This is a genomic window from Phyllobacterium sp. UNC302MFCol5.2 (genome assembly GCF_000686005.1).
Lineage (GTDB): Bacteria > Pseudomonadota > Alphaproteobacteria > Rhizobiales > Rhizobiaceae > Phyllobacterium > Phyllobacterium pellucidum.
This window is the reverse complement of the sequence record NZ_JMLL01000011.1, coordinates 392005-416741: the sequence shown is the minus strand read 5'-3', so window position 1 is coordinate 416741 and position 24737 is coordinate 392005. Positions and strand designations below refer to the sequence as shown.

Annotated in this window: 27 protein-coding genes; 19 read left to right on the top strand and 8 right to left on the bottom strand. The window is 60.7% G+C overall.

The features are described 5' to 3' along the window. Positions 1-19 precede the first annotated feature (19 nt). The gene (locus BR48_RS0113340; RefSeq protein ID WP_027231753.1) at positions 20-922 is read left to right on the top strand and encodes a DmsC/YnfH family molybdoenzyme membrane anchor subunit; all 903 of its coding nucleotides are present in this window, start codon (positions 20-22) and stop codon (positions 920-922) included. Between the two features lie 4 nt (positions 923-926). Here the strand turns inward: BR48_RS0113340 and BR48_RS0113335 are convergent, their stop codons facing one another. From BR48_RS0113335 to BR48_RS0113310, 6 genes are all read right to left on the bottom strand, one after another. Beyond that, positions 927-1856, bottom strand: coding sequence for a lipid A biosynthesis lauroyl acyltransferase (locus BR48_RS0113335; RefSeq protein ID WP_027231752.1), 930 nt, complete (start codon positions 1854-1856; stop codon positions 927-929). Positions 1857-1862: 6 nt separating this feature from the next. Then, positions 1863-2891 carry a zinc-binding dehydrogenase gene (locus BR48_RS0113330; RefSeq protein WP_027231751.1) on the bottom strand — a complete coding sequence of 343 codons (1029 nt, stop codon included), beginning with the start codon at positions 2889-2891 and terminating at the stop codon, positions 1863-1865. Between the two features lie 26 nt (positions 2892-2917). After that, positions 2918-4195 (bottom strand): beta-ketoacyl-ACP synthase, encoded by a 1278-nt coding sequence (locus tag BR48_RS0113325; RefSeq protein ID WP_027231750.1) that lies wholly within the window; start codon positions 4193-4195, stop codon positions 2918-2920. Positions 4196-4206: 11 nt separating this feature from the next. Continuing rightward, on the bottom strand, positions 4207-5391 hold the full coding sequence (locus tag BR48_RS0113320; RefSeq protein ID WP_027231749.1) for a beta-ketoacyl-ACP synthase: 1185 nt from the start codon (positions 5389-5391) through the stop codon (positions 4207-4209). Positions 5392-5464: 73 nt separating this feature from the next. After that, on the bottom strand, positions 5465-5746 hold the full coding sequence (locus tag BR48_RS0113315) for an acyl carrier protein (protein ID WP_027231748.1): 282 nt from the start codon (positions 5744-5746) through the stop codon (positions 5465-5467). A 106-nt stretch (positions 5747-5852) separates the two neighbouring features. Beyond that, positions 5853-6443 (bottom strand): hypothetical protein, encoded by a 591-nt coding sequence (locus BR48_RS0113310; RefSeq protein WP_051614959.1) that lies wholly within the window; start codon positions 6441-6443, stop codon positions 5853-5855. 102 nt (positions 6444-6545) lie between these two features. On the opposite strand from BR48_RS0113310, the gene BR48_RS0113305 reads away from it, so the two are divergent. The 3 genes from BR48_RS0113305 (at position 6546) to BR48_RS0113295 (ending at position 10130) form a co-directional block, all read left to right on the top strand. After that, complete coding sequence (locus tag BR48_RS0113305) at positions 6546-7502, top strand: AEC family transporter (RefSeq protein ID WP_027231746.1); 957 nt, start codon at positions 6546-6548, stop codon at positions 7500-7502. Between the two features lie 141 nt (positions 7503-7643). Beyond that, the gene (locus BR48_RS0113300) at positions 7644-9101 is read left to right on the top strand and encodes an NAD-dependent succinate-semialdehyde dehydrogenase (protein ID WP_027231745.1); all 1458 of its coding nucleotides are present in this window, start codon (positions 7644-7646) and stop codon (positions 9099-9101) included. Next, positions 9102-10130, top strand: coding sequence for an aldose epimerase family protein (locus BR48_RS0113295; RefSeq protein WP_027231744.1), 1029 nt, complete (start codon positions 9102-9104; stop codon positions 10128-10130). It abuts the gene before it with no gap. Here the strand turns inward: BR48_RS0113295 and BR48_RS0113290 are convergent. After that, complete coding sequence (locus tag BR48_RS0113290) at positions 10127-11044, bottom strand: sugar kinase (protein ID WP_027231743.1); 918 nt, start codon at positions 11042-11044, stop codon at positions 10127-10129. The two genes, BR48_RS0113295 and BR48_RS0113290, sit on opposite strands and share 4 nt — an antisense overlap. Positions 11045-11182: 138 nt before the next feature. On the opposite strand from BR48_RS0113290, the gene BR48_RS0113285 reads away from it, so the two are divergent. Then, a complete protein-coding gene (locus BR48_RS0113285) occupies positions 11183-11794 on the top strand; it encodes a pyridoxamine 5'-phosphate oxidase family protein (protein ID WP_027231742.1) in 612 nt (203 codons plus the stop codon). 1 nt (position 11795) lies between these two features. Here the strand turns inward: BR48_RS0113285 and phnF are convergent, their stop codons facing one another. Next, positions 11796-12539 carry a phosphonate metabolism transcriptional regulator PhnF gene (gene phnF, locus BR48_RS0113280; protein WP_027231741.1) on the bottom strand — a complete coding sequence of 248 codons (744 nt, stop codon included), beginning with the start codon at positions 12537-12539 and terminating at the stop codon, positions 11796-11798. Between the two features lie 90 nt (positions 12540-12629). On the opposite strand from phnF, the gene phnG reads away from it, so the two are divergent. From phnG to phnN, 14 genes are all read left to right on the top strand, one after another. Beyond that, positions 12630-13103, top strand: a complete 474-nt coding sequence (gene phnG, locus BR48_RS0113275) for a phosphonate C-P lyase system protein PhnG (protein WP_051614957.1) — start codon at positions 12630-12632, stop codon at positions 13101-13103. Then, positions 13103-13714, top strand: a complete 612-nt coding sequence (phnH, locus tag BR48_RS0113270; protein WP_027231739.1) for a phosphonate C-P lyase system protein PhnH — start codon at positions 13103-13105, stop codon at positions 13712-13714. Before phnG ends, phnH begins: the two co-directional genes overlap by 1 nt. 4 nt (positions 13715-13718) lie before the next feature. Beyond that, the gene (locus BR48_RS0113265) at positions 13719-14813 is read left to right on the top strand and encodes a carbon-phosphorus lyase complex subunit PhnI (RefSeq protein WP_027231738.1); all 1095 of its coding nucleotides are present in this window, start codon (positions 13719-13721) and stop codon (positions 14811-14813) included. Further along, positions 14810-15691 (top strand): alpha-D-ribose 1-methylphosphonate 5-phosphate C-P-lyase PhnJ, encoded by an 882-nt coding sequence (locus BR48_RS0113260; protein WP_027231737.1) that lies wholly within the window; start codon positions 14810-14812, stop codon positions 15689-15691. Before BR48_RS0113265 ends, BR48_RS0113260 begins: the two co-directional genes overlap by 4 nt. Continuing rightward, on the top strand, positions 15688-16464 hold the full coding sequence (gene phnK / locus BR48_RS0113255; protein ID WP_027231736.1) for a phosphonate C-P lyase system protein PhnK: 777 nt from the start codon (positions 15688-15690) through the stop codon (positions 16462-16464). Before BR48_RS0113260 ends, phnK begins: the two co-directional genes overlap by 4 nt. Positions 16465-16473: 9 nt before the next feature. Further along, positions 16474-17184, top strand: a complete 711-nt coding sequence (gene phnL / locus BR48_RS0113250) for a phosphonate C-P lyase system protein PhnL (RefSeq protein WP_027231735.1) — start codon at positions 16474-16476, stop codon at positions 17182-17184. Further along, entirely contained in the window at positions 17181-17795 is a 615-nt protein-coding gene (locus BR48_RS0113245; RefSeq protein ID WP_027231734.1) for a DapH/DapD/GlmU-related protein, read from the top strand. The genes phnL and BR48_RS0113245 overlap by 4 nt, the downstream gene beginning before the upstream one ends. Before the next feature lie 119 nt (positions 17796-17914). Next, complete coding sequence (phnC, locus tag BR48_RS0113240; RefSeq protein WP_027231733.1) at positions 17915-18748, top strand: phosphonate ABC transporter ATP-binding protein; 834 nt, start codon at positions 17915-17917, stop codon at positions 18746-18748. Between the two features lie 84 nt (positions 18749-18832). Next, the gene (gene phnD, locus BR48_RS0113235; RefSeq protein WP_027231732.1) at positions 18833-19750 is read left to right on the top strand and encodes a phosphonate ABC transporter substrate-binding protein; all 918 of its coding nucleotides are present in this window, start codon (positions 18833-18835) and stop codon (positions 19748-19750) included. A 71-nt stretch (positions 19751-19821) separates the two neighbouring features. Beyond that, positions 19822-20793: a phosphonate ABC transporter, permease protein PhnE gene (gene phnE / locus BR48_RS0113230; protein ID WP_027231731.1), complete on the top strand. Its 972-nt coding sequence runs from the start codon at positions 19822-19824 to the stop codon at positions 20791-20793. Then, entirely contained in the window at positions 20790-22121 is a 1332-nt protein-coding gene (gene phnE / locus BR48_RS0113225; protein ID WP_027231730.1) for a phosphonate ABC transporter, permease protein PhnE, read from the top strand. Before phnE (BR48_RS0113230) ends, phnE (BR48_RS0113225) begins: the two co-directional genes overlap by 4 nt. A gap of 85 nt (positions 22122-22206) precedes the next feature. After that, the gene (locus BR48_RS0113220; protein ID WP_027231729.1) at positions 22207-22914 is read left to right on the top strand and encodes a DUF1045 domain-containing protein; all 708 of its coding nucleotides are present in this window, start codon (positions 22207-22209) and stop codon (positions 22912-22914) included. A gap of 1 nt (position 22915) precedes the next feature. Further along, entirely contained in the window at positions 22916-24055 is a 1140-nt protein-coding gene (locus tag BR48_RS0113215) for an alpha-D-ribose 1-methylphosphonate 5-triphosphate diphosphatase (protein ID WP_027231728.1), read from the top strand. A gap of 11 nt (positions 24056-24066) precedes the next feature. Then, entirely contained in the window at positions 24067-24681 is a 615-nt protein-coding gene (gene phnN / locus BR48_RS0113210) for a phosphonate metabolism protein/1,5-bisphosphokinase (PRPP-forming) PhnN (RefSeq protein ID WP_343051206.1), read from the top strand. Positions 24682-24737 lie beyond the last annotated feature (56 nt).

The following is a 24737-nucleotide window of genomic DNA, read 5'->3' as shown; positions in this document are numbered from 1 at the left end:
AATGTCGAGGCCGCAATAAATGCATCCAGCCTATTCGATCATCGTCTTCACGACCCTGTCCGGCCTTGGCTATGGTCTTGCCGTCGTCCTCGGGCTTGGCTTTCTCGATCCGGCCGCGCTCTCGACCAAGATCGCCTATGTCGTTTCGATTGGGCTCATCGGCATCGGGCTGTCCTCGTCGCTTCTCCATCTCGGCAATCCGCAGCGCGCGTGGCGAGCGCTCAGCCAATGGCGATCGAGCTGGCTGTCGCGCGAGGGGGTGATGGCAATCGCCACCTTTGTGCCGCTGACCTTGAGCGCCGCACTGGCTGTTTTCGACGATCGCCACGATGTGCTGCTTGGCCTGATCACGGTCGCCGGCGCGCTGATCACCGTCTATTGCACATCGATGATCTACGCGTCGCTCAAGACCGTCGGCAACTGGAATACCCCGCTCACGCCGCTTTGCTTTTTGCTGTTTTCGCTGGCCGGAGGATTTCTGCTCGCGGCGAGTTTTGCCGGAGGCGCGCTCGGACTCGAGCTTCTGGCGCTGTTATTCATTCTGCTTGCCCTTGTCGCCAAGATGATCTGGCGCAAGGGGGCAATGACACTCGTTCCCATGTCGACGCCGGAGACGGCAACCGGGCTCGGACATATCGGCAAGGTGCGGTTGTTCGAGCGTCCTCACGCGCTGGAGAATTACTTGACGCGCGAAATGGGCTTTCGCGTTGCCCGCAAGCATGCGGCCAAGTTCTGGATGATAGCGTTTCTAAGCGGCATCGTGCTGCCGGTCGTTGCCTTGCTTGCTGCCATGGCGATTGGCGGCGGCCTCTTGGCACAATTCGTCCTTGCCGTAGGCGTCCTCGCGCATCTTCTCGGCCTCCTTACCGAGCGCTGGCTCTTCTTCGCCGAGGCCCGGCACGCGGTGATGAACTATTACTAGGTGATCAGTTCCAGCGCTTGTGGAACCACATCCACTGGCCGGGATACTCGCGAACCCAGCTCTCAACCTTGTCGTTCAAGGCTTGCACAGTGGCAGCAAGGTCTACCGCACCCTTTTCGTCGCGGGGCAGTTCCATTTTTTCCTCGAGTTCGAGGCGGAAGCGGCCGCCGGGCAAGCGGATGCAGCGGGCGGGATAGACATCGCAATCATATTGGCGCGCGAGCTTGGCCAGAAGCGGATTGGTCTTGCAGGGGCGATTGAAGAAGGTCGAGGGGATGCCGCGGCGGAATTTCTGGTCGACCAGCATGCCGACATTGCCGTTGGCATTAAGAACAGTCGCGAGCGACCATGCCGCTCCGGCCTTCGATGGAACGAGGTGCCCCATATTGGTGCGGCGGGCGCCCAGGATGCGCTTGGCGACATAGGGATTGTTTGGCGGGCGAAACAACGCTGTGACATTCAAGTCGAATGTCGCGGCGCAGATCGGCAAGAGTTCGAAATTGCCGGTATGCCCGGTGAAGAAAATATGCGGCCGGTCATTTTCCCCGAGCAGGCGCTCGAAGATTTCCCGGCCATGCACTTCAATGATCCCGGTCTTGTTGCTGTGCGGATCGTAGTCGAAGATGGCGTCGAGGAAGACATATTCGGCAGTGAGCCGCGCCATGTTGCCCCACATGTCGCGCGCGATATCCTGCAGTTCTTGCTCGGACTTTTCCGGATAGGCCTTGCGCAGGTTGTTCATGGCGACACGGTGGCGTCCCATCAGCGGGCCGATCTTGCGCGCCGCGGCGTCCATGAAATCCATTGCTGCCTGTGCGGGCAGGCGGCGCAACAGCCACAAAATGCCGAAGACGACATTCGCCGTCAGCCAGTAGTTGAACGACTTGAGCCTCTGGCTCCACCGGAACAGAGCAAGTTTCGTATTGAGCTTCATCGGAAATCAGTTGATGCGCAGGATGATCTTGCCGAAAACGTCCCGGCCTTCCATCCGTTTCAACGCCGTGTCGATTTCATCGAAACCGACTTGCGTATCGATGACCGGATGAACGAGGCCGCGCGCCATCTTCTGCATCGCATCCGCCATGTTCTCCATGCGGCAGCCGAAGGAGCCGAGCAGCTTCAACTGCTGCTGGAACAGCATCATCAGGTTCATGTTCGTCGATACGCCGGATGTCGAGCCGCACGTGACAAGACGCCCGCCGCGTCGCAGCGACAGCATGGAACCCGCCCAGGTGTCCGCGCCGACATGTTCAAAGACAACGTCCACGCCCTTCTTCTTCGTCAGCTTGCGCACGACACCTTCGAAGCGATCTTCGCGGTAGTTGATGACGTGGTCGGCGCCCAGCGCCTTCGCCTTCTCGATCTTGTTGTCGGAACCGACAGTCGTAATGACTGTGCAGCCGATCTTCTTGGCAAGCTGGATCGCCGCCGAGCCAATGCCCGACCCTCCGGCGTGCACGAGGATCGTCTCGCCGGGCTCGAGCTTGGCGTTGTCAAAGAGCATGTGCTCGACCGTACCGAAGGTAACGGGCGCCACCGCAGCGCCGATCTCGTCGACGCCGGGGGGCGCCGGGACGAGGAGGCGCGCCGGCAAGTTGACTTTTTCCTGGGCAAAGCCGTCAAGGTGAAAGCCATGGACCCCGGATACGTGTTCGCAGAGATTGTCGCGGCCTTCGCGGCAGGGCCGACAAAGGCCGCAGGTCTGCGCGCCGTAAATCGAAACAAGCTGTCCGGGCAGCACCGAACTGACGCCCGGGCCGATCGCATCGACAACGCCGGATGCTTCCGCGCCGATCGTCAGGGGCATCTTTCGCTTGGCGAAGGCCATGCCGCGCCAGCCCCAGACGTCAATGTGATTGAGCGCAACGGCCCTGATATTCACCGTGACCTCGCCGACGCCAGGCGGGGGCGGAGGGGCAATATCGACCAATTCGAGCTTGCGGTCGTCGATCAGCTGTAGTGCACGCATATCCGTTTCCTTGTTCAGGCCACGGATTAGTTCGGTTCTGCGGTCATGACAAGACAGGTATTTTGTCCACCGAACCCGAATGAGCTGGAAAGCACCGATGAAACGCTCGCCTCGCGCTTCACATTGGGCACCACGTCGAGATCGATGGCTGGATCGGGATTGTCGTAGTTGATCGTCGGCGGGATAGTGCCGGTCTGGATCGTCAGCATCGAGAATACCGCCTCGATGGCGCCGGCCGCCGTCAATGTGTGGCCGATCATCGACTTGTTGGACGACGTCGGCAGCTTCGAGATGCGCTCCCCGAACACGGTCGACAGGGCGAGATATTCCATCTTGTCATTCTCCGGCGTGGAGGTGCCGTGGGCGTTGATATAGTCGATCGCATCCTCTGCGATGCCGGCATCGTCGAGCGCTGCACGGACCGCTCCGATGGCGGGCGATCCATCCGGCTTCGAACGGGTGCGGTGGAAGTCGTCGGCCTTTTCGCCGCAGCCGCGCATGATCCCGAGAATGTTGGCGCCGCGGGCGACGGCTGCTTCCAGCGATTCCATCACCATCGCCCCGGAACCCTCGGCCATGACGAAGCCATCGCGATCCTTGGAGAATGGTTTTGCAGCCTTGTGAGCGGGCTCGTTCTGGGTGGAGAGGGCAGAGAGCAGCGAGAAGCGGATCAGTGCTTCAGCGGAAACCGAACCATCGGTGCCGATTGACAGCACCTTGTCGCTTTCGCCGCGGCGGATCGCCTCGACGCCGAGCTGGATCGCTGTCGCGCCAGACGCGCAGGCCGTCGACAGCGTCACCGGCAGGCCGCGCGTTCCGAACTTCTCGGCGAGCTGTTCGGCGATGTAGCCGAACTCAACAGTATTGAACATGTCGACCTGCGGCGCGCGGCGGCAGGCCGCGAGAAGGAGATCGTAGCCCGGCTCGCCTTCATTGCGGACCAGCGCATCGAGCGCGAAGCGGTTGCGCCAGTCGAGTTCGACCGGTGGCGCTGCCAGAAACAGTGGACCGCCGAAATCATCGACGGAGAGGCCGGCCTGTTTGATCGCTTCCTCGCCGGCGAGAGAACCGAGCTTCTGCGACAGCGCGACAGCGCCCTTGTTGCTTTCTTCGAGGAAATCAACGGTGCCGGCGATCTGCGTGCGCAGTCCATCGACGGGAAAACGGGTGATCCTGTGGATGCCGGACGTACCGGATGTCAGCGCTGCCCAGTTTTCCTCCTTGCCCTGACCGAGCGAGGAAACAACGCCGAGGCCGGTAATCGCAACAAGCGGGCGGCCCTGATGATCAGTATATTTGGACATGCGGCATATCCTTAAACTTTGACGAGACGGGCAACGCCTTCGCCGCGCGAGCCGCCGATCGAGGTAGCCAGCGCCGTGTCGACACGCTCGGGGCCGGCCTTTTCATTGTCGGGATCGATGGGGGGAAAAGCGGTGCCGTGATAGATGCTGAGCGCGGCAAGGCCAACGACCAGGGGGAACTGCGCCTCGCGGAAATGACCGAGCTTGCCGGCGATACCGCGTATGGACGAACTCGAGAATGCGTCGAGCGCCGCCTTCTCGGCAGCGGTGATGCGCTTGGCGCCGGATGCCCCGGAAATGATGACGTCAGCCGGCGAGTCGGCCGTTGCCGCGCCGAGAAGCTTGGCGATCGTTTCTTTCAGGTCGTCGCGGCTGCGGCGGATCTGCGTGCTGTAAACGCCGTCGATCGCCGCATATGCGCGGGCGCCGCGCTTCTTCGCGTGTTCCTCGCTTTCGAGGACCAGGAATGCGCCGCCCGAACCGGTAACGATGCCGCCGCCGGCCGCGTCTTCACGTTGCCACAGCGGCGCCCAGCCATTCTGCAGCAGCATGTTGTTCAGCTCATAACCGAGCAGCATGTCCGGGTGTTCAGCGTTATATGCGCCGCCGACGAGAGCGTGGGTGCTCTGGCCCGAACGGATACGCGCAACTGTTGTATCGATCGCAGAAATGCCGGAGCCCTCTTCACCCATGAAAGTGCGCGAGGAACCGGTGACCTTGTGGACGATCGAAATATTGCCGGCAAGGAGATTGGAAAGCTGGGCGAGGAACAGCGTCGGGCGCAGTTCCGTCGATAGTTTTTCGTTGAGCATCGTGCCGAGGTCATTGCGCACGCGCGCTTCGGCAAGGATCTGCAGATCAACCGCAACATCGCGTTCGCCGCCGCCGGCACCAACGACCATATCCATGGTGGCGCAAAGCGCCTCGTCATCCTTGATGCCCGCATCCTGCAGCGCGAGGCCGGCGGTATAGGTGCCGATGCGCTGCCAGGTTTCCATCTGCCGCTGGTCGCCGCGCTTCGGTATCTGATTGTTCCAGTCAACCTCGCCGAGCGGGTGGACCGTATATGGCTGGAAGGTTTCACTGTCGGTGCGCGGTTCAGCCTTGCCGCTGAACGCCTGCCAATGGGCATCTGCGCCTTCGCCCAGCGATGAGATCAGTCCAATCCCAGTGATGACGACGGTGTTGTTCTGCATTGTCTCGCAACACCGTCCACGCGGTGCACCCCGTTAGGTGGAAGTTGACTCGGTCCGAATCGTTGCTCGGAAATCAGGCCTTTTTGGCGGCGACGAGTTCGTCGATCTTGGCGCACAGGTTCTTCAACACGAAGTATTCTTCGGTCGGGACCTTGCCGTCATTGACTTCCTGCGTCCACTGTTCGAGCGGGATCTTGATACCGAAGGCCTTGTCGATTGCAAAAACAATATCAAGGAAATCAAGGCTATCGATGCCGAGATCGTCAATCGTATGGCTTTCCGGCGTAATGGAGTCGCGATCGATCTCACTGGTTTCGGCAATGATATCGGCAACCTTGTCGAATGTTTCGGACAATTGATTTTCCTTTTTTCTTCCGGTGCCCCTCGAAGGCACTGATGTCTGATGAGCCGGTATCTAACGTTTTTCAAGGTCTATGGAAAGACCCAAGGTTGTGCGCCGTCTAGTCGAATATAATTCGTCCAGCCACATGAACAGCTTCACCCTCTTCATTGGCGATAACCACTACGGCTTCCGTGGGCCGCGGAGTTACGCCCGTCAGAGCCGTTATATTGGCGCGATCGGTCAGCATTACCAGATTTCCGGACCCCTTGAAGCCTGTGATCAGAACGCGGATCTTTTCGAGTTCAGCGGCCTTGGCGGCGTCATCGGCGGGGAGCGGATCGAGCGGCTTGAAAATCCTGGCGGGAATGGAGCCGAACGACAGGCGCGCCGTCTCACGCGCATTGCAGGTGGAACTGGTCAGGATGCGATCGATGCGCACGCCGCGCGCCGCAAACCGCGCGCCCAATTTCTGCGCAAGCTGGCGGCCGCGATCAGAAAGCGTCTGCGTCGCCGAGCAGTCGACGGAGTGATCGACGGTTGGACTTAGCGTTCCCGAAACGTCGGCGCCCTGCATGAGGATCGTATATCCACCCCGCTGGACGCGCGCCCATGCCGCATCCGTCGCTTCGGCGGTAGAAAGAAATGCGAGCGCGCTCAACGCCAACGCGAGCATATGGACACGTAAGGGATGGATAAGCAGCCTCGACATCTGGCCTCCTTATCAGGCGAAATGGTGATTTGGCGAAGAAAAATAAAGTGAAGTCCTGGAACTGCTTGCGCGGCATGGCGCGCCCGCCTATTGCGGAATGTAATGGGTCTCGTTGAAACAATCCTTGTCGTCTTCGGTGTGATCGCCATCGCCTATGCTGCAGCCCAGTTCAAGCTGCTTGATGAGCGGGTGGGCGACGGATTGTCGGACTTCGTCTTTGTCGTCGCTGCGCCGCTTCTCTTGTTCCGGACCATGGTGACGGCCGATTTCCACGGGGCTGCCCCTTGGCAATTGTGGATCAGCTACTTCATTGGTGTGGTCGTTGCCTGGATTGCATCCGATCTGGCAATCAAGGTGCTGTTTGGCCGCGACAATCGCGCCGGCGTCGTCGCCGGGGTTTCGGGTGCCTTTTCCAATCTCGTGTTCCTGGGCATGCCACTGATGCTCGGTGTCTTTGGGCAGGAGGGGTTCGCCATCCTGTCGCTGATTGTCGCCGTTCACATGCCGATCATGATGGCCGCGTCCATAACGCTGCACGAGTTCGCCCTGCGCCGCGACGGGGTGTTCGATGGCGAGAGTCATTTATCCGCGGTGGTTGCCTCATTCTTCAAAAGCCTGCTGCGCAATCCCTTTGTCATCGGTATCCTCGCCGGCTGGCTATGGCGCCAGACTGGCTTGCGCATGCCCGTCGTTGCTGATTCGCTTATTCAGACGTTGGCAAGCGTCGCCGGCCCGGTCGCGCTTTTCGCTATGGGCATGGGGCTCAAGAAATTCGGTGTGTCGGGCCACATCGCCGCTTCGCTTGTCATGTCGTCAATCAAGCTCCTTTTGATGCCGGCTGTTGTCCTTGCTGCGGCTTTGCTGATCGGCATGCCGCCCTTTACCGCCAAGATTGCCGTCACCGCTGCCGCGCTCCCTGCCGGCGTCAACTCCTATCTGATTGCGACGCGCTTCGGCACCGGGCAGGCGCTCGCCTCGAATTCCATGGTCATGGCAACGGCGCTGTCGGCCCTCACGCTCGCGTTCTGGGTTTCCGTCGTCACGCATATTTTCGGCTAGGCAAGGCAGTTGCAGCTTTTGGCAAAAAGGAGCAGGGTAGCCCCATCGTCTTCACGAGACGCACATTGCCAAAGGCGATGCAGGGTTATCCTTCACGGAACTCACGGACACAATAACCCTTCGAACACAGGGAGAAATATGATGTTGCAGAAATCCAGCCCGTTCATGAAGCAGGCAAACCTGATCAATGGTGAGTGGGTGGGCGCCGATTCCGGCAAGACGATCGACGTCATCAACCCTGCAACCGGCCTGAAGATCGGCACGGTTCCGAATTCCGGCAAGGCCGAAACGCGGCGCGCCATCGACGCTGCAGCCGAGGCCTTCAAGACTTGGCGCAAGACATCGGTGCTCGAGCGCGCCAAGATGATGCGCAAGCTGCACGACGCGATCCTCGATAACCAGGACGCCCTGGCCGAACTCCTCACACTGGAGCAGGGGAAGTCGCTGTTCGAGTCCAGGGGCGAGGTCGGCATGTCGGCGGCCTATATTCTCTGGTACGCCGAAGAGGCGCGGCGGACCTATGGCGATATCGTTCCATCGCCCTGGGCCGATCGCCGCATCCTCGTGACGAAGGAGCCAGTTGGCGTCATCGGCGCCATCACGCCGTGGAATTTCCCGTCCTCGATGCTAGCACGCAAGATCGGTCCGGCGCTCGCTGCAGGCTGCACGGCGGTCGTCAAGCCAGCCACGCAGACACCCTATTCCGGGCTTGTATGGGGTGCGCTTTGCGAGGAGGCCGGCATTCCGAAGGGCGTCGTCAACATCCTCACCGGTTCTGCCTCTGAGATCGGCGGCGAAATCACCAGCAATCCCCTCGTGCGCAAGATCACTTTCACCGGCTCGACCGAGATCGGCAAGATCCTGATCAAGCAGGCGGCGGACACCGTAAAGAAGGTGTCCATGGAGCTTGGCGGCAATGCCCCCTTCATCGTGTTCGACGATGCGGACGTCGACCGCGCCGTCCAGGGTGCTATGATCGCCAAATTCCGCAATTCCGGCCAGACCTGCGTGTGTACAAACCGCTTCCTGGTTCAATCGGGTATCTACGACACCTTCATCGAGAAGTTCGCTGCGGCGACCCGGAAACTCAAGGTCGGCGACGGTCTCGAAACCGGTACAGAACAGGGTCCGCTGATCGACGAGAAGGCAGTCGCCAAGGTCGAGGAATTCGTCGCCGATGCCAAGCAGAAGGGCGGCAAGGTCGTGACCGGCGGCAAGCGCCATGCGCTCGGCGGCAGCTTCTACGAGCCGACGATCATAAGCGACGCCAAGGAAGACATGCTTTTCACCAAGGAAGAGATTTTCGGTCCAGTGGCGCCGGTCTACAAATTCGAGACCGAGCAGGAAGCGATCGACCTTGCCAATAACACCGAGTTCGGCCTTGCGAGCTATTTCTATACGCGGGACCTTGGCCGCGTGTTCCGCGTTTCCGAGGGGCTCAAATACGGCATGGTGGGCGTCAACGAAGGCATGATCACCACGGTCGAGGCACCCTTTGGCGGCGTCAAGGAATCGGGGCTCGGCAAGGAGGGCGGACATCAGGGCATTGAAGACTATCTCGATACGAAATATGTCTGCGTCGGAGGTCTCGGCCTCTAAATGAACACTGAGTTATTCGGCCACACGCCTGAGGGCGAAGCAGTCCACCGCATCACGATCTCCGGCGGGGGGCTGACCGCCAAGGTTCTGACCTGGGGCGCAGTCATCCAGGACCTGCGCCTCAAGGGCCACGAACCACCGCTGGTCCTGGGCTACCAGGACTTCGCCGACTATCCGGCACACTCGCCCTATCTCGGCGCGACGGTCGGCCGTTCGATCAACCGCATTCGTGGCGGCGAACTCACGATCGACGGCGAGACCTATGCGCTGGAGCGGAATTTTCACGATAGGCACAATATTCACGGCGGAAGCCGGGGTGCCGGCAAGCGCAGCTGGGACGTCGTCGCCGTCGGCTCGGATTATGTGACGCTGACCATCCAGCTTGGTGATGGCGAGATGGGGTTTCCCGGCAATCTCAACATCACCTGCACCTATATGCTGGAATCAAAGGGCACACTCGCAATCCGAATGGATGCCGTGACCGACAAACCCACCATCTGCAATCTTGCCCATCACAGCTACTTCAATCTCGATGATGGCGGTGCAACCGATGCGCTTGACCATCAGGTGCGCATCGATGCGGCGGCCTATCTGCCGGTCGATGCCGATCTCATTCCCGACGGGCGGGTTCTCCCGGTGGCGGGCACGACGCATGATTTTCGGGATTACCGGTCGATCCGCCGCGAAGAACGTGGCGCCCAGGTGGTCTATGACAACAATTTCTGCCTGTCGAGCCAGCGCCAGCCCCTGCGGCGGGTAGCATCGGCCAAGGGCGCGAAGTCGGGCGTCGAGTTGAACGTTCTGACCACGGAACCCGGCGTGCAGTTCTATGCCGGCAATACGCTGGGCGGGCGTCCACCGATCGGGCTGACAGGAAGCACCTACGATAATTATGCCGGCTTCTGTTTCGAGGCGCAGGTATGGCCGGACTCGACCCATTTCCCGTATTTCCCGCAGGCAATACTTCGGCCGCAGGAGACCTACAGCCAAATGACCAAGTACAGTTTCAATAAGGCAAAGCAGGCTTAAGCATCAAAGGCCTTGCGCGCTTCGTCCACCGGGGCAAGCGCGCCGTGAAATTCGACGACGCGCGCCGCCACCTTATGCGCCCGTTTTGCGGCCGCAACCGGATCGAGGTCGGCGAGGCGGGCAGCAATATAGCCGCCATTGAAGCTGTCGCCAGCGCCGGTCGTGTCGACCGCATTGGCTTTGGCGGCCTGTACGTTGGTGCTGACCCCTCCCGAAACGACCAGCGCCGGTTCCGTTCCATCCTTGACGACGATTTCCTTGACGCCATAGCTCGCAAGGCGGGCGGCCGTATCGGCCGGCGTGACGTCCCCGAAGAGCGCGTTTTCATCCGGGAATGTCGGCAAGGCGATATCGCTGACATGGAACGCGTTGCTCAATACCTGTCTCGCCGTCTCGGCATTTTCCCACAGACGCGGACGATAGTTGGCATCGAATACGATGAGCGAACCGTGACGCCGCGCATTGCTGACGGCGTTGAGCACAGTCTGGCGGCTCTTTGGGCTCAAAATGCCCATGGTGATGCCGGAGAAATAGATGATACGGCGGCCTTCAAGGCTCCTGGCGAGCGCATCGGCGTCATCCGCCAACTGACGCGCAGCGGCGTCATTGCGCCAATAGGTGAAGGACCGCTCGGCACCAGTCAAGGTAATTGCGTAAAGGCCGGGCCGGGCGCCGACAATCGTCGGGCTGTGGGCCGTGTTTATCCCATTGTCGCGCAAGAATGCCTTTTGCTTGACGGAAAAGGGATCGTCGCCAAATGCGGTCACGTAGTCGACGGCGAGGTCTGGATCGGCGAGGGCCCGAACATACCAGGTGGTGTTCAGCGTATCGCCGGCAAAGCCCATGCGCCACTGGTCGCCATTGGCGCCCGAGAGTTCGATCATGCACTCGCCGATAGCCGCAAATCCGTTCATGAAGTCCTCCGCAATCCGGTCGGTTGCGACTGATATACGAGTGGGCGGCTGCTGTCATGGGAAAGTTCCGGGGGCGGGGGCTGTCATATTCGCTTAATAATGCAATGTTAGTCGCGCCATATTTGCACGGAGAATCGAATGTCGCGCATCACGTCGATCGAACAACTCGAGGCGATCTACAGCGGTGTTGCCGAGGCATCGACGGCGAAGGTCACCGACCGAATCACGCCGGAATATCGCCGCCTCATCGAAGGCTCGCCGTTCGTGGCCCTGGCGACATCCGGCCCGGAGGGGCTCGATTGCTCGCCGCGCGGCGATCTGGCGGGATTTGTCCGCATCCATGACGATCGTACCTTGATGATCCCCGACCGCCGAGGCAACAACCGGGTCGACTCGCTGCGCAATATCGTCCGCGACCCGCGCGTCGCGCTGCTCTTCCTGATCCCGGGCGTCAACACGACGTTCCGCGTCAATGGCCGCGCCTTCCTCGATACGGACAGGGCATTGCTCGACAGTTTCGCCGTCGAAGAGAAAGCGCCGCGATCGGTGATGGTCGTCGAGGTGGAGGAGGCCTATTTCCAGTGCGCCCGCGCCTTGATCCGCTCCGAACTTTGGAATCCGAAGAATCATCGCTCGCCGAAAGAGTTTCCGACCCCCGGCCAGGTTCTTGCCGCTCTCAGCGAAGACCGTGTCGGCGGCGAGGCCTATGACCGCGAATGGCCGCAGCGTGCAGCCAAGACCATGTGGTAGATCAAAGCGCCTTGTTGTCGATCGCAATTTCCATGCGGTCGGCGGCGAAGCGGGTCTTGGCATATTCGACCGGACGGCCATCCATATCGACATTGATCGCAGTCGCAACGAGCACGATCGCCCCCGGCGACAGTTGCAGGTGGCGCAGGTCGTCGGCATCGGCATGTCTTGCCGCGATAATCGTCGACTTGCGCAGATAATCGTCTATTCCCGCAGCCTTGAGCGCAAATGTTATCGATCCGGATGAACGGTAGTCCTCGGCGGCGTTCGGCACGCGCGCGGCATCGAACCAGGCCGTCGAGCAGGTGACAGGGTTGCCATCCGCCGTGTGCAGCGTGTCGATGCGAACGACGTCTCCTGCCGGCATGCCAAGCGCCGCGGCAATTTCGGGCGTCGCCGCTTCGGTGCGGTAAGAGAGCAATACGCCCTTGGTCTCGCGCACCTGCGTTGCGAGGATCTGCGAGAACCGCGTGCGCTCGCCGATGCGGTAGATCAGCTTGCGGCTGTTGGCGACAAATGTGCCTCGCCCCTGCTCGGCGCGCAGCACGCCTTCCTTCGTAAGCGCGGCAATTGCGCTTCGGATGGTGTGGCGATTGACGGAAAATCGCGCGGCGAGCTCGATTTCGGGCGGCATGCGTGCGCCACTCGCCATTCTCCCCGCCGTGATGTCGCCGCGGATCTGGTCGGCAATCTGCCGCCAGATGGCGACACCGCTGTTTCGCGTAATGAATCGCGCTGAAGTCACGCTTTGTCATGCTCCTGTCATTGACCATCCCTATAGATGGATTTATTGTCTAGTTGTATAGACGAATAGATAAGTTTGAGCGAGGTGTCAATGACCAAAGATTTTCAGGAAATGTCGGCGACCGCCGATGCCGGGCGCAAGGCCGCCATGGCCTTGCTCGCCCAGGCGACCGCCGATGAGATGACCCGCTTCTGGTCCGTCTGGACCGACAAGCCGGAAGTCGAGACCTTGCGCGGGCCCGAAACGGGCCTCGTCATGGTTCGCGGACGCATCGGCGGGTCGGGAGCTCCGTTCAATCTCGGGGAAGCGACTGTGACCCGCGCGACCGTGCGGCTCGGCAGCGGCGCCGTCGGCCACGCTTATGCGCTCGGTCGCCAGGGCGAAAAGGTCCGCCTTGCCGCCGTCTTTGATGCGCTTTGGCAAGACGATGCCAAGCGCGACGTGGTCGAAAAGACCGTCCTTGCGCCAATCGCGCAGCGGCTCGACGAGGAACTCAGGACGAAGCGGGCCGAGACCGCAGCAACCAAGGTCGATTTCTTCACAATGGTGCGAGGGGAAGACTGATGCGCACGAATACTCAGGTTTTTGAGGGCGGCTTTGCCAATCCGGTCATGGGATCGCAGCAGATTTTCCGGGCTCTGATGGATGCCCTGGCCAATCCCGGCCGCGTCTTTGACGTGCCGGAACTCGTCGTAGCGCCGGCGCCGTTGACGCCAGTAATGGCGGCGATCGCCGCCACGCTGTTCGATCACGATGCAACGGTCTGGTGCGACAAGTCGATCAGCGCCTCGAAGGAAGCCATCGGCTGGCTGAAATTTCATACCGGCCTCGAACTCGTCTCCGATCCGGCGGCTGCGCAATTCGCGCTGGTGAAAGACGTCGCCGCAATGCCGTCCTTCGAAGCCTTTGCCAAGGGAACGTCGGAATATCCCGACCGGTCGACGACGGTGATCTTGCAGCTCGATGGATTTGAGGGCGAGAACGTCCTCACCCTCCGTGGACCCGGTATCAAGGATACGCAGGACTTCGCGCCGAGCCAGCTGCCGAAAATGTTCATCGATCAATGGACGGGCAATCGTGCCGCCTTTCCGCGCGGCATCGATCTGATCTTTGCCGGACGGGAAGCGCTCGCCGCCCTGCCGCGCACGACACGCGTTGCGAAGAAGGAGGCGTAAGTCCATGTATGTTGCAGTCAAAGGCGGCGAAACCGCCATCCGCAATGCCCACAAGCTTCTTGCCGACAAGCGCAGGGGTGATCGCTCCGTGCCGTCGATCCGGCTCGACCAGATCGTCGAACAACTGGCACTCGGCGTCGGCCGCGTCATGGCCGAGGGATCTCTTTACGATCTCGAGCTTGCGGCCCTCGCCATCAAGCAGGCGCGGGGCGACATGATCGAGGCGATCTTCCTTGTCCGCGCCTATCGCACGACGCTGCCGCGTTTTGGCTATACGCTCCCCGTCGAAACCGCGGCAATGGCGATAGAACGGCGCATTTCCGCAACGTTCAAGGATCTGCCGGGTGGACAGTTGCTCGGGCCGACATTCGATTATACGCACCGCCTGCTCGATGCTGAACTCGCCGCCGATGCCGCGGTCGAAGCGCCGGAGGAGCGGGTGGAGGAAACGCACGAGCCTGCGCCCCGCGTCACCGACATTCTCGGCCATCACGGCATGATCGAGACGGATGGCGAGTTGCCGGAAGGGACAGCGCCTGGCGATCTGACCCGCGAGCCGCTCGCCTTTCCGCTTGAGCGCGATCTGCGTCTCCAGGCGCTTGCCCGCGGCGATGAGGGTTTTCTTCTCGGTCTCGCCTATTCCACACAGCGGGGCTATGCCCGCAGCCATCCCTTCGTTGGCGAAATCCGCATCGGCGAAGTCGAGGTCGAACTTGAAGTCGCGGAACTCGATTTCCCGCTGACGCTCGGGCGCATCCGCCTGACCGAATGCCAGATGGTCAACCAGTTCAAGGGTTCGGCGAAGCAGCCGCCGCAGTTTACCCGCGGCTATGGCCTGGTGTTCGGCCAGAGCGAGCGCAAGGCGATGTCGATGTCGCTCTGCGATCGCGCATTGCGGGCGAGGGAGCTCGGCGAGGATATTACCGCCGCCGCCCAGGACGAGGAATTCGTCATTTCCCACAGCGACAATGTTCAGTCGACCGGCTTTGTCGAGCATTTGAAGCTGCCGCACTACGTGGATTTCCAGGCCGAGCTCGACCTGGTGCGTCGTATGCGGGCCGAACACGAACGCCGCGACGTCCAGGAGGCAGCAGAATGACCGAACTCGCAACATACAACTTTGCCTATCTCGACGAGCAAACGAAGCGGATGATCCGCCGCGCCATCCTGAAAGCCATTGCCATTCCGGGCTACCAGGTGCCTTTCGCCTCGCGCGAAATGCCGATGCCCTATGGCTGGGGCACGGGCGGCGTGCAGGTGACCGCGGCAATCATCGGACCCGATGACAGACTGAAGGTTATTGACCAGGGCGCCGACGACACCACCAACGCCGTATCGATCCGCGCCTTCTTCCAGAAGACCGCAAATGTCCGTGTCACCACCAGCACAACGGAAGCAACGATCATCCAGACGCGGCACCGCATCCCGGAAACACCGCTTACCGCAGGCCAAATCCTGGTCTATCAGGTGCCAATCCCCGAACCCCTGCGCTTCCTTGAGCCGCGCGAGACGGAAACGCGGAAAATGCATGCGCTAGAAGAATACGGCCTGATGCATGTGAAGCTCTACGAGGATATCGCCCGCCACGGCCACATAGCGACGACCTATGCCTACCCGGTAAAGGTCGAAGGGCGCTATGTCATGGACCCGTCGCCGACGCCGAAGTTCGACAATCCAAAGATGCATCGCTCGCCAGCGCTGCAACTATTCGGTGCAGGACGCGAAAAGCGCATCTACGCGGTTCCGCCCTACACGGAAGTCGTCAGCCTCGACTTTGAAGATCATCCATTCCAAATCCAGAGCTTTTCCGAGCCCTGCGCGCTGTGCGGCGCCAGGGGTACCTACCTCGACGAGGTGATCCTCGACGACAAGGGCGGCAGCATGTTCGTGTGCTCGGATACGGATTTTTGTGAAGACCGGCAGGCGCATGGCCATCGCGGCCATCTTTCGGCCAATCCGGCGGAGGCAGCAGAATGAGCGATACACCACTTCTCAAAGTCAACGCAGTTTCGAAATTCTATGGAAGCCGGATCGGCTGCCAGAATGTCTCGTTCGAACTGTGGCCGGGCGAAGTGCTCGCAATCGTCGGCGAATCCGGTTCAGGCAAGACCACGCTTCTGAACTGTCTGGCGACCCGGCTTGCGCCTTCGGCAGGTTCTGTCGAATACCGCATGCGGGACGGCCAGTTCCGCGATCTTTACCGCATCAGCGAAGCCGAGCGGCGGTTGTTGATGCGCACCGACTGGGGCTTCGTGCACCAGAACCCGGCCGATGGCTTGCGCATGACCGTCTCGGCCGGCGCCAATGTCGGCGAGCGGCTGATGGCGGTCGGCGACCGGCACTATGGCCGCATCCGCTCGACGGCGACCGATTGGCTCGGGCGGGTGGAAATCGCCGCCGACCGCATCGATGACGAGCCGCGCGCCTTCTCCGGCGGTATGCGCCAGCGCCTGCAGATCGCGCGCAACCTCGTAACCAACCCGCGCCTGATCTTCATGGACGAGCCGACCGGTGGACTGGACGTGTCGGTGCAGGCGAGATTGCTCGACCTTTTGCGGGGCCTCGTCAGCGACCTTGGCCTTGCGGCTATCGTCGTCACCCATGATCTTGCCGTCGCGCGGCTGCTTTCGCACCGCATGATGGTGATGAAGGACGGCCATATCGTCGAAACCGGCCTTACCGACCGGGTCCTCGACGATCCGCAAGCGCCTTACACCCAGCTTCTCGTTTCATCCATCCTGCAGGTCTAGGAGAAGATCATGCCAACGCCTCTCGTTGTCTCCGATGTCGCCAAGAGTTTCACCATGCACCTGCGTGACGGCATCCGCTTGCCGGTGGTCACCAACGTGTCATTCTCGATCAAGGCCGGCGAGTGCGCCGTTCTTGGCGGCCCTTCCGGCGCCGGGAAGAGTTCGATCCTGAAAATGATCTACGGCAATTATGCCGTGGATCAGGGCCAGATCATCGTTCCCTACCGCGACCGCCTTGTGGATATTGCCTCGGCCGATCCGCGAACCATGCTCGGTATCCGCCGCGAAATGGTCGGCTATGTTAGTCAATTCCTGCGTACCGTGCCCCGCGTTTCGGCGCTTGACGTTGTCGCCGAGCCGCTCGTCGCCCGCGGCGTCGATCGCGGCGAAGCCCGCGACAAGGCGGCGGTGCTGCTCTCTGGTCTCAACCTTCCCGAACGGCTGTGGGCGCTGCCGCCCGCCACCTTCTCCGGCGGCGAGCAGCAGCGCGTCAACATTGCGCGCGGCTTCATAACCGATCATCCAATCCTGCTGCTCGACGAGCCGACAGCATCGCTCGACGCCAGGAACCGCAGCGTCGTTGTGTCTATGATCGAGGCCAAGAAGGCCGCGGGCGTCGCCATGCTCGGCATCTTTCACGACGAGGACGTGCGCGAGGCCGTTGCCGACCGGATCATCGATGTCACGGCGTTTTCGACCGCAGGCGGAGTTGCGGCATGACGAAACTCTCGGAAACGCCACTGATCCATCCGACGGCGAGCGTCGAAGGCTGCGCGTTCGGCCGCTATACCGAAGTTGCCGAGCGCTGCCGCCTCAGTGAATCGAGCTTCGGCGACTATTCCTACATCATGCAGGACGGATCTGCCTGGTGCGCCAAGGTCGGCAAATTCGCCAACATAGCTTCGAGCGTTCGCCTCAACGCGCCCAACCATCCGACCTGGCGGCCGACGCTGCACCATTTTACCTATCGCTCGGGCGACTACTGGGACGACGGCACGGTTGACGAGCAATTTTTCGACTGGCGGCGCACCAATACCGTCACGATCGGCCATGATGTCTGGATCGGCCATGGCGCGACCGTGCTGCCGGGCGTCACGGTCGGCGACGGCGCAGTAATCGGGGCAGGGGCGGTGGTCACGAAGGACGTCGACCCCTACACGATCGTTGGCGGGGTTCCGGCGCACAAAATTCGTGATCGCTTCGACCGAAAAACGGCTGAACAACTGGAGGTCGTGGCCTGGTGGGACTGGGACCACGCTAAGTTGCGCTCTGCGCTCGATGATTTTCGCTCGCTCTCCATCGAGGCGTTCCTTGAGAAGCACGCGGTCTGAATCGAACGAGCGATAGGGTCAACGAACTGACATCAAGTTGTCATTCGGCTGCAACAAAAACGACATCGCACGTTCACATCCGTGTCCTAGGACAATGCAGCGCCAATAGGGACCTGCTTATGCTGAAGATTGAAAACGTGACGCGCCGGTTTGGCAAGTTCACTGCCATCGACGATGTCAGCCTGGAGATTCCCCAGGGTCAGATGGTAGGCATCATCGGCCGTTCCGGCGCCGGCAAGTCGACGTTGCTTCGCATGATCAACCGTCTCGTTGATCCCTCGGAAGGCGCGATCCTCTTTGAAGGCACCAATGTGGCGCAGTTGAAGGGCGCCGCCTTGCGTAATTGGCAGCGCGATTGCGCCATGATCTTCCAGCAGTTCAATCTGGTGCCGCGTCTCGACGTTCTGACCAATGTTCTGCTCGGTCGCCTCAATCATCGCTCGACGATCAAGAGCCTGCTCGGCATGTTTTCGCGCGAGGAGCGTGCGATGGCGATTGCGGCGCTGGAGCGCCTCGACATCGCGAAGACCGCGCTGCAGCGGGCCGGAACGCTCTCCGGGGGTCAGCAGCAGCGCGTCGCGATAGCCCGCGCGCTGATGCAGAATCCCAAAGTTGTTCTTGCCGACGAGCCGATCGCCTCGCTCGACCCGCGCAATGCTCAGGTGGTGATGGAGTCGTTGCGCGACATCAATGAGCGCGAGGGCCTGACGGTCATCACCAATCTGCACACGCTCGATACGGCCCGCCATTTCTGCCAGCGTATCATCGGCATGCAGGGAGGCAAGGTTGTCTTTGACGGCGGACCCGACGATCTCACCGAACTTGCCGCGCGCCGCATCTATGGCGCGGACGGCATGAAGGATGCTTTTTCGGAGGCAATCACTTCCACAAGTATCAGCCGCGGCACACCCAAGCCGCTTTCAGAGCTGGAGGCCGTTCTGGCCGCGCGTTGAGCGCACCGAGATCGGCTCGCCCACGATACGGGCCACTAATGAAACTGATCGCAAACTCATATCGACGTTTGACAGGAGAGAACTATGTTCAAGAAAGCCCTTCTTAGTGCAATCGCAATCGGCGCCATGCTGGCCGGTTCGATGGCGCGTGCCGAAAACCTCGAAACATTCCGCATCGGTCTGATCGGCGGCGAAAACGAAGCAGACCGCCTGCGCAACTACCAGTGCGTGGTCGACCAGTTGCCCAAGGTCCTCGGTGTCAAAGAAGTCAAGCTCTTCCCGGCAACCGACTATGACGGCGTCATTCAGGGTCTCCTCGGCGGCACGCTCGATGCTGCTGAACTCGGTGCATCCGGATATGCCAAGATCTATCTGACCAATCCGAAGGCAGTCGAACCGATCCTGACCGACGTTCAGACCGACGGTTCGACCGGCTATTATTCGATCATGATTGCCCGCAAGGACAGTGGCATCAAGACTCTTGCCGACATGAAAGGCAAGAAGCTCGGCTTTGCCGATCCGGATTCCACCTCTGGCTACCTCATCCCCGTTACCTCGCTGCCGAAGGACATCAACGCTTCGGTCAAGGATTACTTCGGTGAAACCGGCTTCGGCGGCGGTCATGAAAACCTCGTTCTCGCCGTCAAGGACGGCAAGTTCGACGCCGGCACGACCTTTGGCTCGGGCGTAGGCAAGTTCGAAGAGGGATACTCTTCCGGCAATCTGCGCAAGATGGTCGACAAGGGCCTGATCGACATGAAGGATTTTGTCGAACTGTGGAAGTCGCCGCTTATTCCGAACGGTCCGACCGTTGTTCGTTCATCAATGAACAAGGACACGATCGCCAAGTACAAGGAATATCTGATGAACCTTCCGAAGACCGATCCGGCCTGCTTCGCCGCGGCTTCTTCGACCGGTGGCGACCGCAAGGGCTACACGGAAGTTAACGCGCAGTTCTACCAGCCGATCATCGACGCCCGCAAGGCGCAGATCGGCGGCTGATAGCCATCCAACGATCACGGCCAGTTCCCTCAAGGTTCTGGCCGTGAATTTTTGTGCTCACTAAGGATCGGTTGATGAGCCAGCCTACGACCACCACCCTGTCGCCCGACGGTATCGAGATAGAACGCCACTGGCTGGAGCTTGCGACGCGCCGGCGTGCCTATTCATGGCTGATCGGCATTGGTCTGCTCGTGGCGGTCGCCGGGTCCCTGTGGTTCGCCAACGACTCAAACGCCGGCAAGTTCTTCGACCGTCTGCCGCACTTCTTCGAGTTTGCGGGCGATCTCGTTCCGCGCGACGGCTGGGAAGTGTGGCGCGCCTTGTTCGATCTGCCGTCACCCTATTACGACGGCAGCCTTAAATACGACTATCCGGAAGGCCGGGTCTATCTGTTCGGCGGGTTCTACTTTCCGGAGTATTTCCACAAGATGCTGCAGACCCTCAATATCGCAATCCTGTCAACACTTGTCGGCTTCATCTTCGGCTTTCTGCTCTGCTTCCTTGCCGCCAAGAACCTCGTCAAGAACCGGCTGATCCGCGGAGTCGTGCGCCGGACGATGGAAATCCTGCGCGCGTTCCCAGAGATCGTTATCGCCGGCTTCTTCGCCGCAATCCTCTCGCTCGGCGCCATACCCGCCATGTTCGCCGTGGCCATCCATACGATCGGCGCGCTCGGCAAGCTTTTCTTCGAAGTCGTCGAGAATGCCGACATGAAACCGGATGAGGGTTTGCGCGCCGCCGGCGCCAACTGGTTCGAACGGGTCGGTTTCGGCATCGTGCCGCAAGTGATGCCCAATTTCATGTCCTATGCGCTGCTTCGCCTTGAAATCAATGTGCGTGCCTCGACGATCATCGGCGCGGTCGGCGGCGGCGGCATCGGCGAGGAACTGCGCCTGTCGATCGGCCGCGGCCACCAGGCAAAGACGCTTGCCATCGTCCTTCTGCTGCTGGTGACGATCATCGCCGTCGATCAGTTTTCCGCCTGGCTGCGCCGCCGTCTCGTCGGCAAGCAGGCCTTCGCCTTTGCAGGCAAACAGTCATGACCGCCCTGTCCGCTGCCGCCATTGCCGATTACGAAAGCCGTCACCCGGAGGTCTTCAACCCGCCCGTGTGGAAGCGCTTCCTGCCGCTGTTCATCGCTTCCGGCATCGTTCTTTACGTCGTCTACTGCTGGTGGTTCTTTTCGATCGGCACCGTGCTCGCGAGCGGGCAGTGGCAGCGCGCCGAAATTTATGCGCGCGACTGGGTCTCCTACGCGGTCAGGGCGACCGTCAAGATGAGCCCGGAGGCGACAACAGTTTCCTATCCGCGTTTTTCCGAGCTTGGCAACAATCCCAATCCGGATTGGGTGATCAAGAACGGCAATGACGTGTCGATCCGCTTCGGCTCCAGCAAGTCGCTCGATATCAACGCCCAGCGTGTGATTGCGACGCGGGGAAGCGAAAGCCTGACGATCCTGCTCGAACCGAACGGCGCCAAGCCGCAAGGGACCTTGCCGAAATGGGCACAGCTGAAGGAGGACCAGGTTACGGTGAATTTCGGCTTTGCCGGGCAGGCGGATATCATTCCCGAGCGTGTCGTGGTGAGCCGGCGCTTCCTCGGATGGGCCAATTTCGTCTTCGATACCGCATCGCCATTCTGGGGCAAGTCGTTCGGCGAAGTGATGTCGATGATCACCAGCGGCGAGCGCATCAAGCCTGAGATGTCGAATGCAGCGCTTGCCTTCGATAACATCTGGTACAATTCATCGTGGCAGCATGGCGACGTTTGGACCAAGCTCCTGCAGACAATCGTCATGGCCTTCATCGGCACCTTGCTTGCAACGATCATCGCGTTTCCGCTCGCGTTTGTTGCGGCTCGCAACATCATGCCGAATTTCTTCGCCAACCAGATTACCAAGCGCTTCTTCGATTTCCTGCGCTCGGTGGACATGCTGATCTGGGCACTTTTCTTCACCCGCGCCTTCGGTCCGGGGCCGCTTGCCGGTATCGCCGCGATCTTCTTCACCGATACGGGCACGCTCGGCAAGGTCTATTCGGAGACGCTGGAAAACATCGATGACAAGCAGCGCGAGGGTGTCAAATCCGTGGGTGCATCGCCGGTGAACGTGCAACGCTATGGCGTCGTGCCGCAGGTCCTGCCGGTATTCGCCAGCCAGGCGCTCTACTTCTGGGAATCGAACACGCGCTCGGCGACGATCATCGGCGCCGTCGGTGCGGGCGGCATCGGCCTCAAGCTGTGGGAGGCGATGCGCACCAACACCAACTGGCATAATGTCGCCTATATGGTCGTGCTCATTCTCATCGTCATCTTCATCTTCGACAATATTTCCAACGCACTGCGCTCGCGCCTGACTGGAAAGCAGCACTAGATTGTCGATCCGCAGATCCCAAGTGATACAAAGCTTGTCATAATTGGAGTGTAACGCGAGACTGTTTTTAGGGAATCACACTGACATGCGCTATGCGATCTACTTCACGCCGCCGGCCAGCGACCCGCTTCTCAAAGTCGCGGCGAATTGGCTCGGCCGCAATGCCTTCAGCGGGCAAGCGGTGAAGGTCCCGCATATTCGCGGGCTCGATCCGGCGGACTTCGCGCAGCTTACCGACTCGCCACGCCGCTACGGTTTCCATGCGACGCTGAAGGCGCCTTTCCGTCTGGCGGAGGGGCTTGAAGAGCGCGAACTGCTTTCCGCCATGATGCATTTTGCCTCCTCGGTCGATCCGGTCGAAATTCCAAAACTTGAAATTCGCTGCCTTGGCGGTTTCTTCGCGCTTGTTCCGAGCGAGCCGCTTGACCGCCTCAACCAGTTGGCAAACGATATTGTCGTCGCCTTCGATCGCTTCCGCGCCGCTCCAAGCGAGCAGGAGATCAAGCGGCGCAATCCCGATGCGCTTTCGGTATCAGAGCAACGCAATCTCGAACAGTGGGGCTATCCCTACGTGTTCGAGGATTTCCGTTTTCACATGACCCTGACCGGTCCGGTACCGGAGGCCGACCAGCCAAGAATTGAGCGCATCCTCGGTGAATTCCTCGAGCCGGTTCTCGAAGAGCCGGTCGAGATCAACAATCTTGCTCTATTTACCGAGGCCCAACCCGGATCTCCTTTTGAAATCAACTCACTGCACCCGCTTGCTGGAACGAACCGTAGAAAGTCTGCCTGATATGTCCGCCGAACTGATCTTGAATAATGCGAAAATCGTCCTCGAAAACGAAGTCATCACCGGTTCCGTCCTGGTGCGTGACGGCAAGATAGCCGACATTACGGAAGGAACGGCATCCGGCGGCGAGGATTTCGGCGGCGACTATCTCATACCCGGCCTGGTGGAACTCCATACCGATCACCTCGAGGGGCATTATCTCCCGCGCCCGCGGGTACGCTGGAACCCGATCGCGGCTGTCCTTGCGCACGATGCGCAGATCGCCACCTCCGGCATTACGACTGTTCTCGATGCGCTGCGCGTCGGCATGGATGAGGATGCGGACCTTTCGGCGCCGGAAATGCGCAAGCTCGGCGACGCAATCGAGAACAGCGTCCATGAGGGCCGGTTGAGAGCCGATCACTATCTGCATCTGCGCTGTGAAGTCTCGGCGCCGGATTGCCTTGAGAGCTTTCAACTGTTCGAGAATGACAGCCGCGTGCGGCTCGCATCGTTGATGGACCATGCGCCGGGGCAGCGCCAGTTCGTCGATCTCGAAACCTACGCCTATTATTACCAGCGCAAGCTGAAGCTCAGCGACCGCGATTTCGAGTTGTATTGCGAGAAACGCATGGGCGAGTCCGCGCAGTATTCGGGCCCGCAGCGCGAGGCGCTGGCAGAAAAATGCCGCGCGCGTGGCATCGTTCTCGCCAGCCACGACGATGCGACGCAAGCGCACGTGGACGAGGCCATAGAGCAGGGCATCCACGTTGCCGAGTTTCCAACGACGCTCCAGGCGGCGGCTGCGTCCAAGCGCGCCGGCCTTGCCGTCCTGATGGGTGCGCCCAATGTCGTGCGCGGCGGCTCGCATTCCGGCAACGTCTCGGCGCGCGAACTCGTGGAGCACGGTTATCTCGACATTCTGTCGTCCGACTACATTCCGTTCAGCCTGATCCAGTCGACCTTCATGTTGAGCGAGACCGCGGACAGCATATCGCTGCCGGATTCGGTGCGCCTCGTCACCAAGAACCCGGCTGAGGCGGTTGGTTTCGAAGACCGCGGCGTCATCGAGATCGGTAAGCGCGCCGACCTCGTGCGCGTTCGCGTCGATGAGCACATTCCCGTGGTCCGCACTGTCTGGCGCGAAGGCCGCCGGGTCGTATGATGGCCGCCGCAATGATCGAACGCGCACTCGAAGTGGGGCCCGCGCCTTTGCGCAACGGCGCCTTCGTTGCGGTTGTCGGGCCGAGCGGGGCCGGCAAGGATACGATTATCGACTATGCCCGCGCTGCGCTCGCCAATGAGCCGGGATTCCATTTCGTCCGCCGCGTGGTCACCCGGCCTTCGGCGGTCGATGCGGAGGACCACGATACACTGAGCGAGGACGCGTTTTTGACGGCCAAGCGCGAAGGAGCGTTCTGCCACGACTGGTTCGCCCATGGGCTTTACTACGGCTTGCCGAAATCAGTCGATCACGAGATCGAACGGGGCGGGGTCGCGATCGCCAATGTATCGCGCGGCATTCTCCCCGATCTGAAATCGGCCTACGCCAATTTCCTGGTGGTCCATATTACGGCTTCGCCTGAGGTTCTGGCGCATCGCCTTGCGGCGCGCGGGCGCGAAAGCGCCGAGGAGATCGAGCGTCGCCTGATGCGGGCCGCGCCCAATCCATGCGATCCGGAAAATGCCGTTATGATCGACAATTCAGGTCCGGTCGCCGACGCGGGCGATGAACTCGTGGCGCTTTTGCGAAAATCGGCAGCAGTCGCTGCGGTTTCGGACCAGATTTGATTGCAGCTTTGTCGTAGAGGTATCCGGAGGCGTTTGCCTCCGGATTTTTTGTGTCA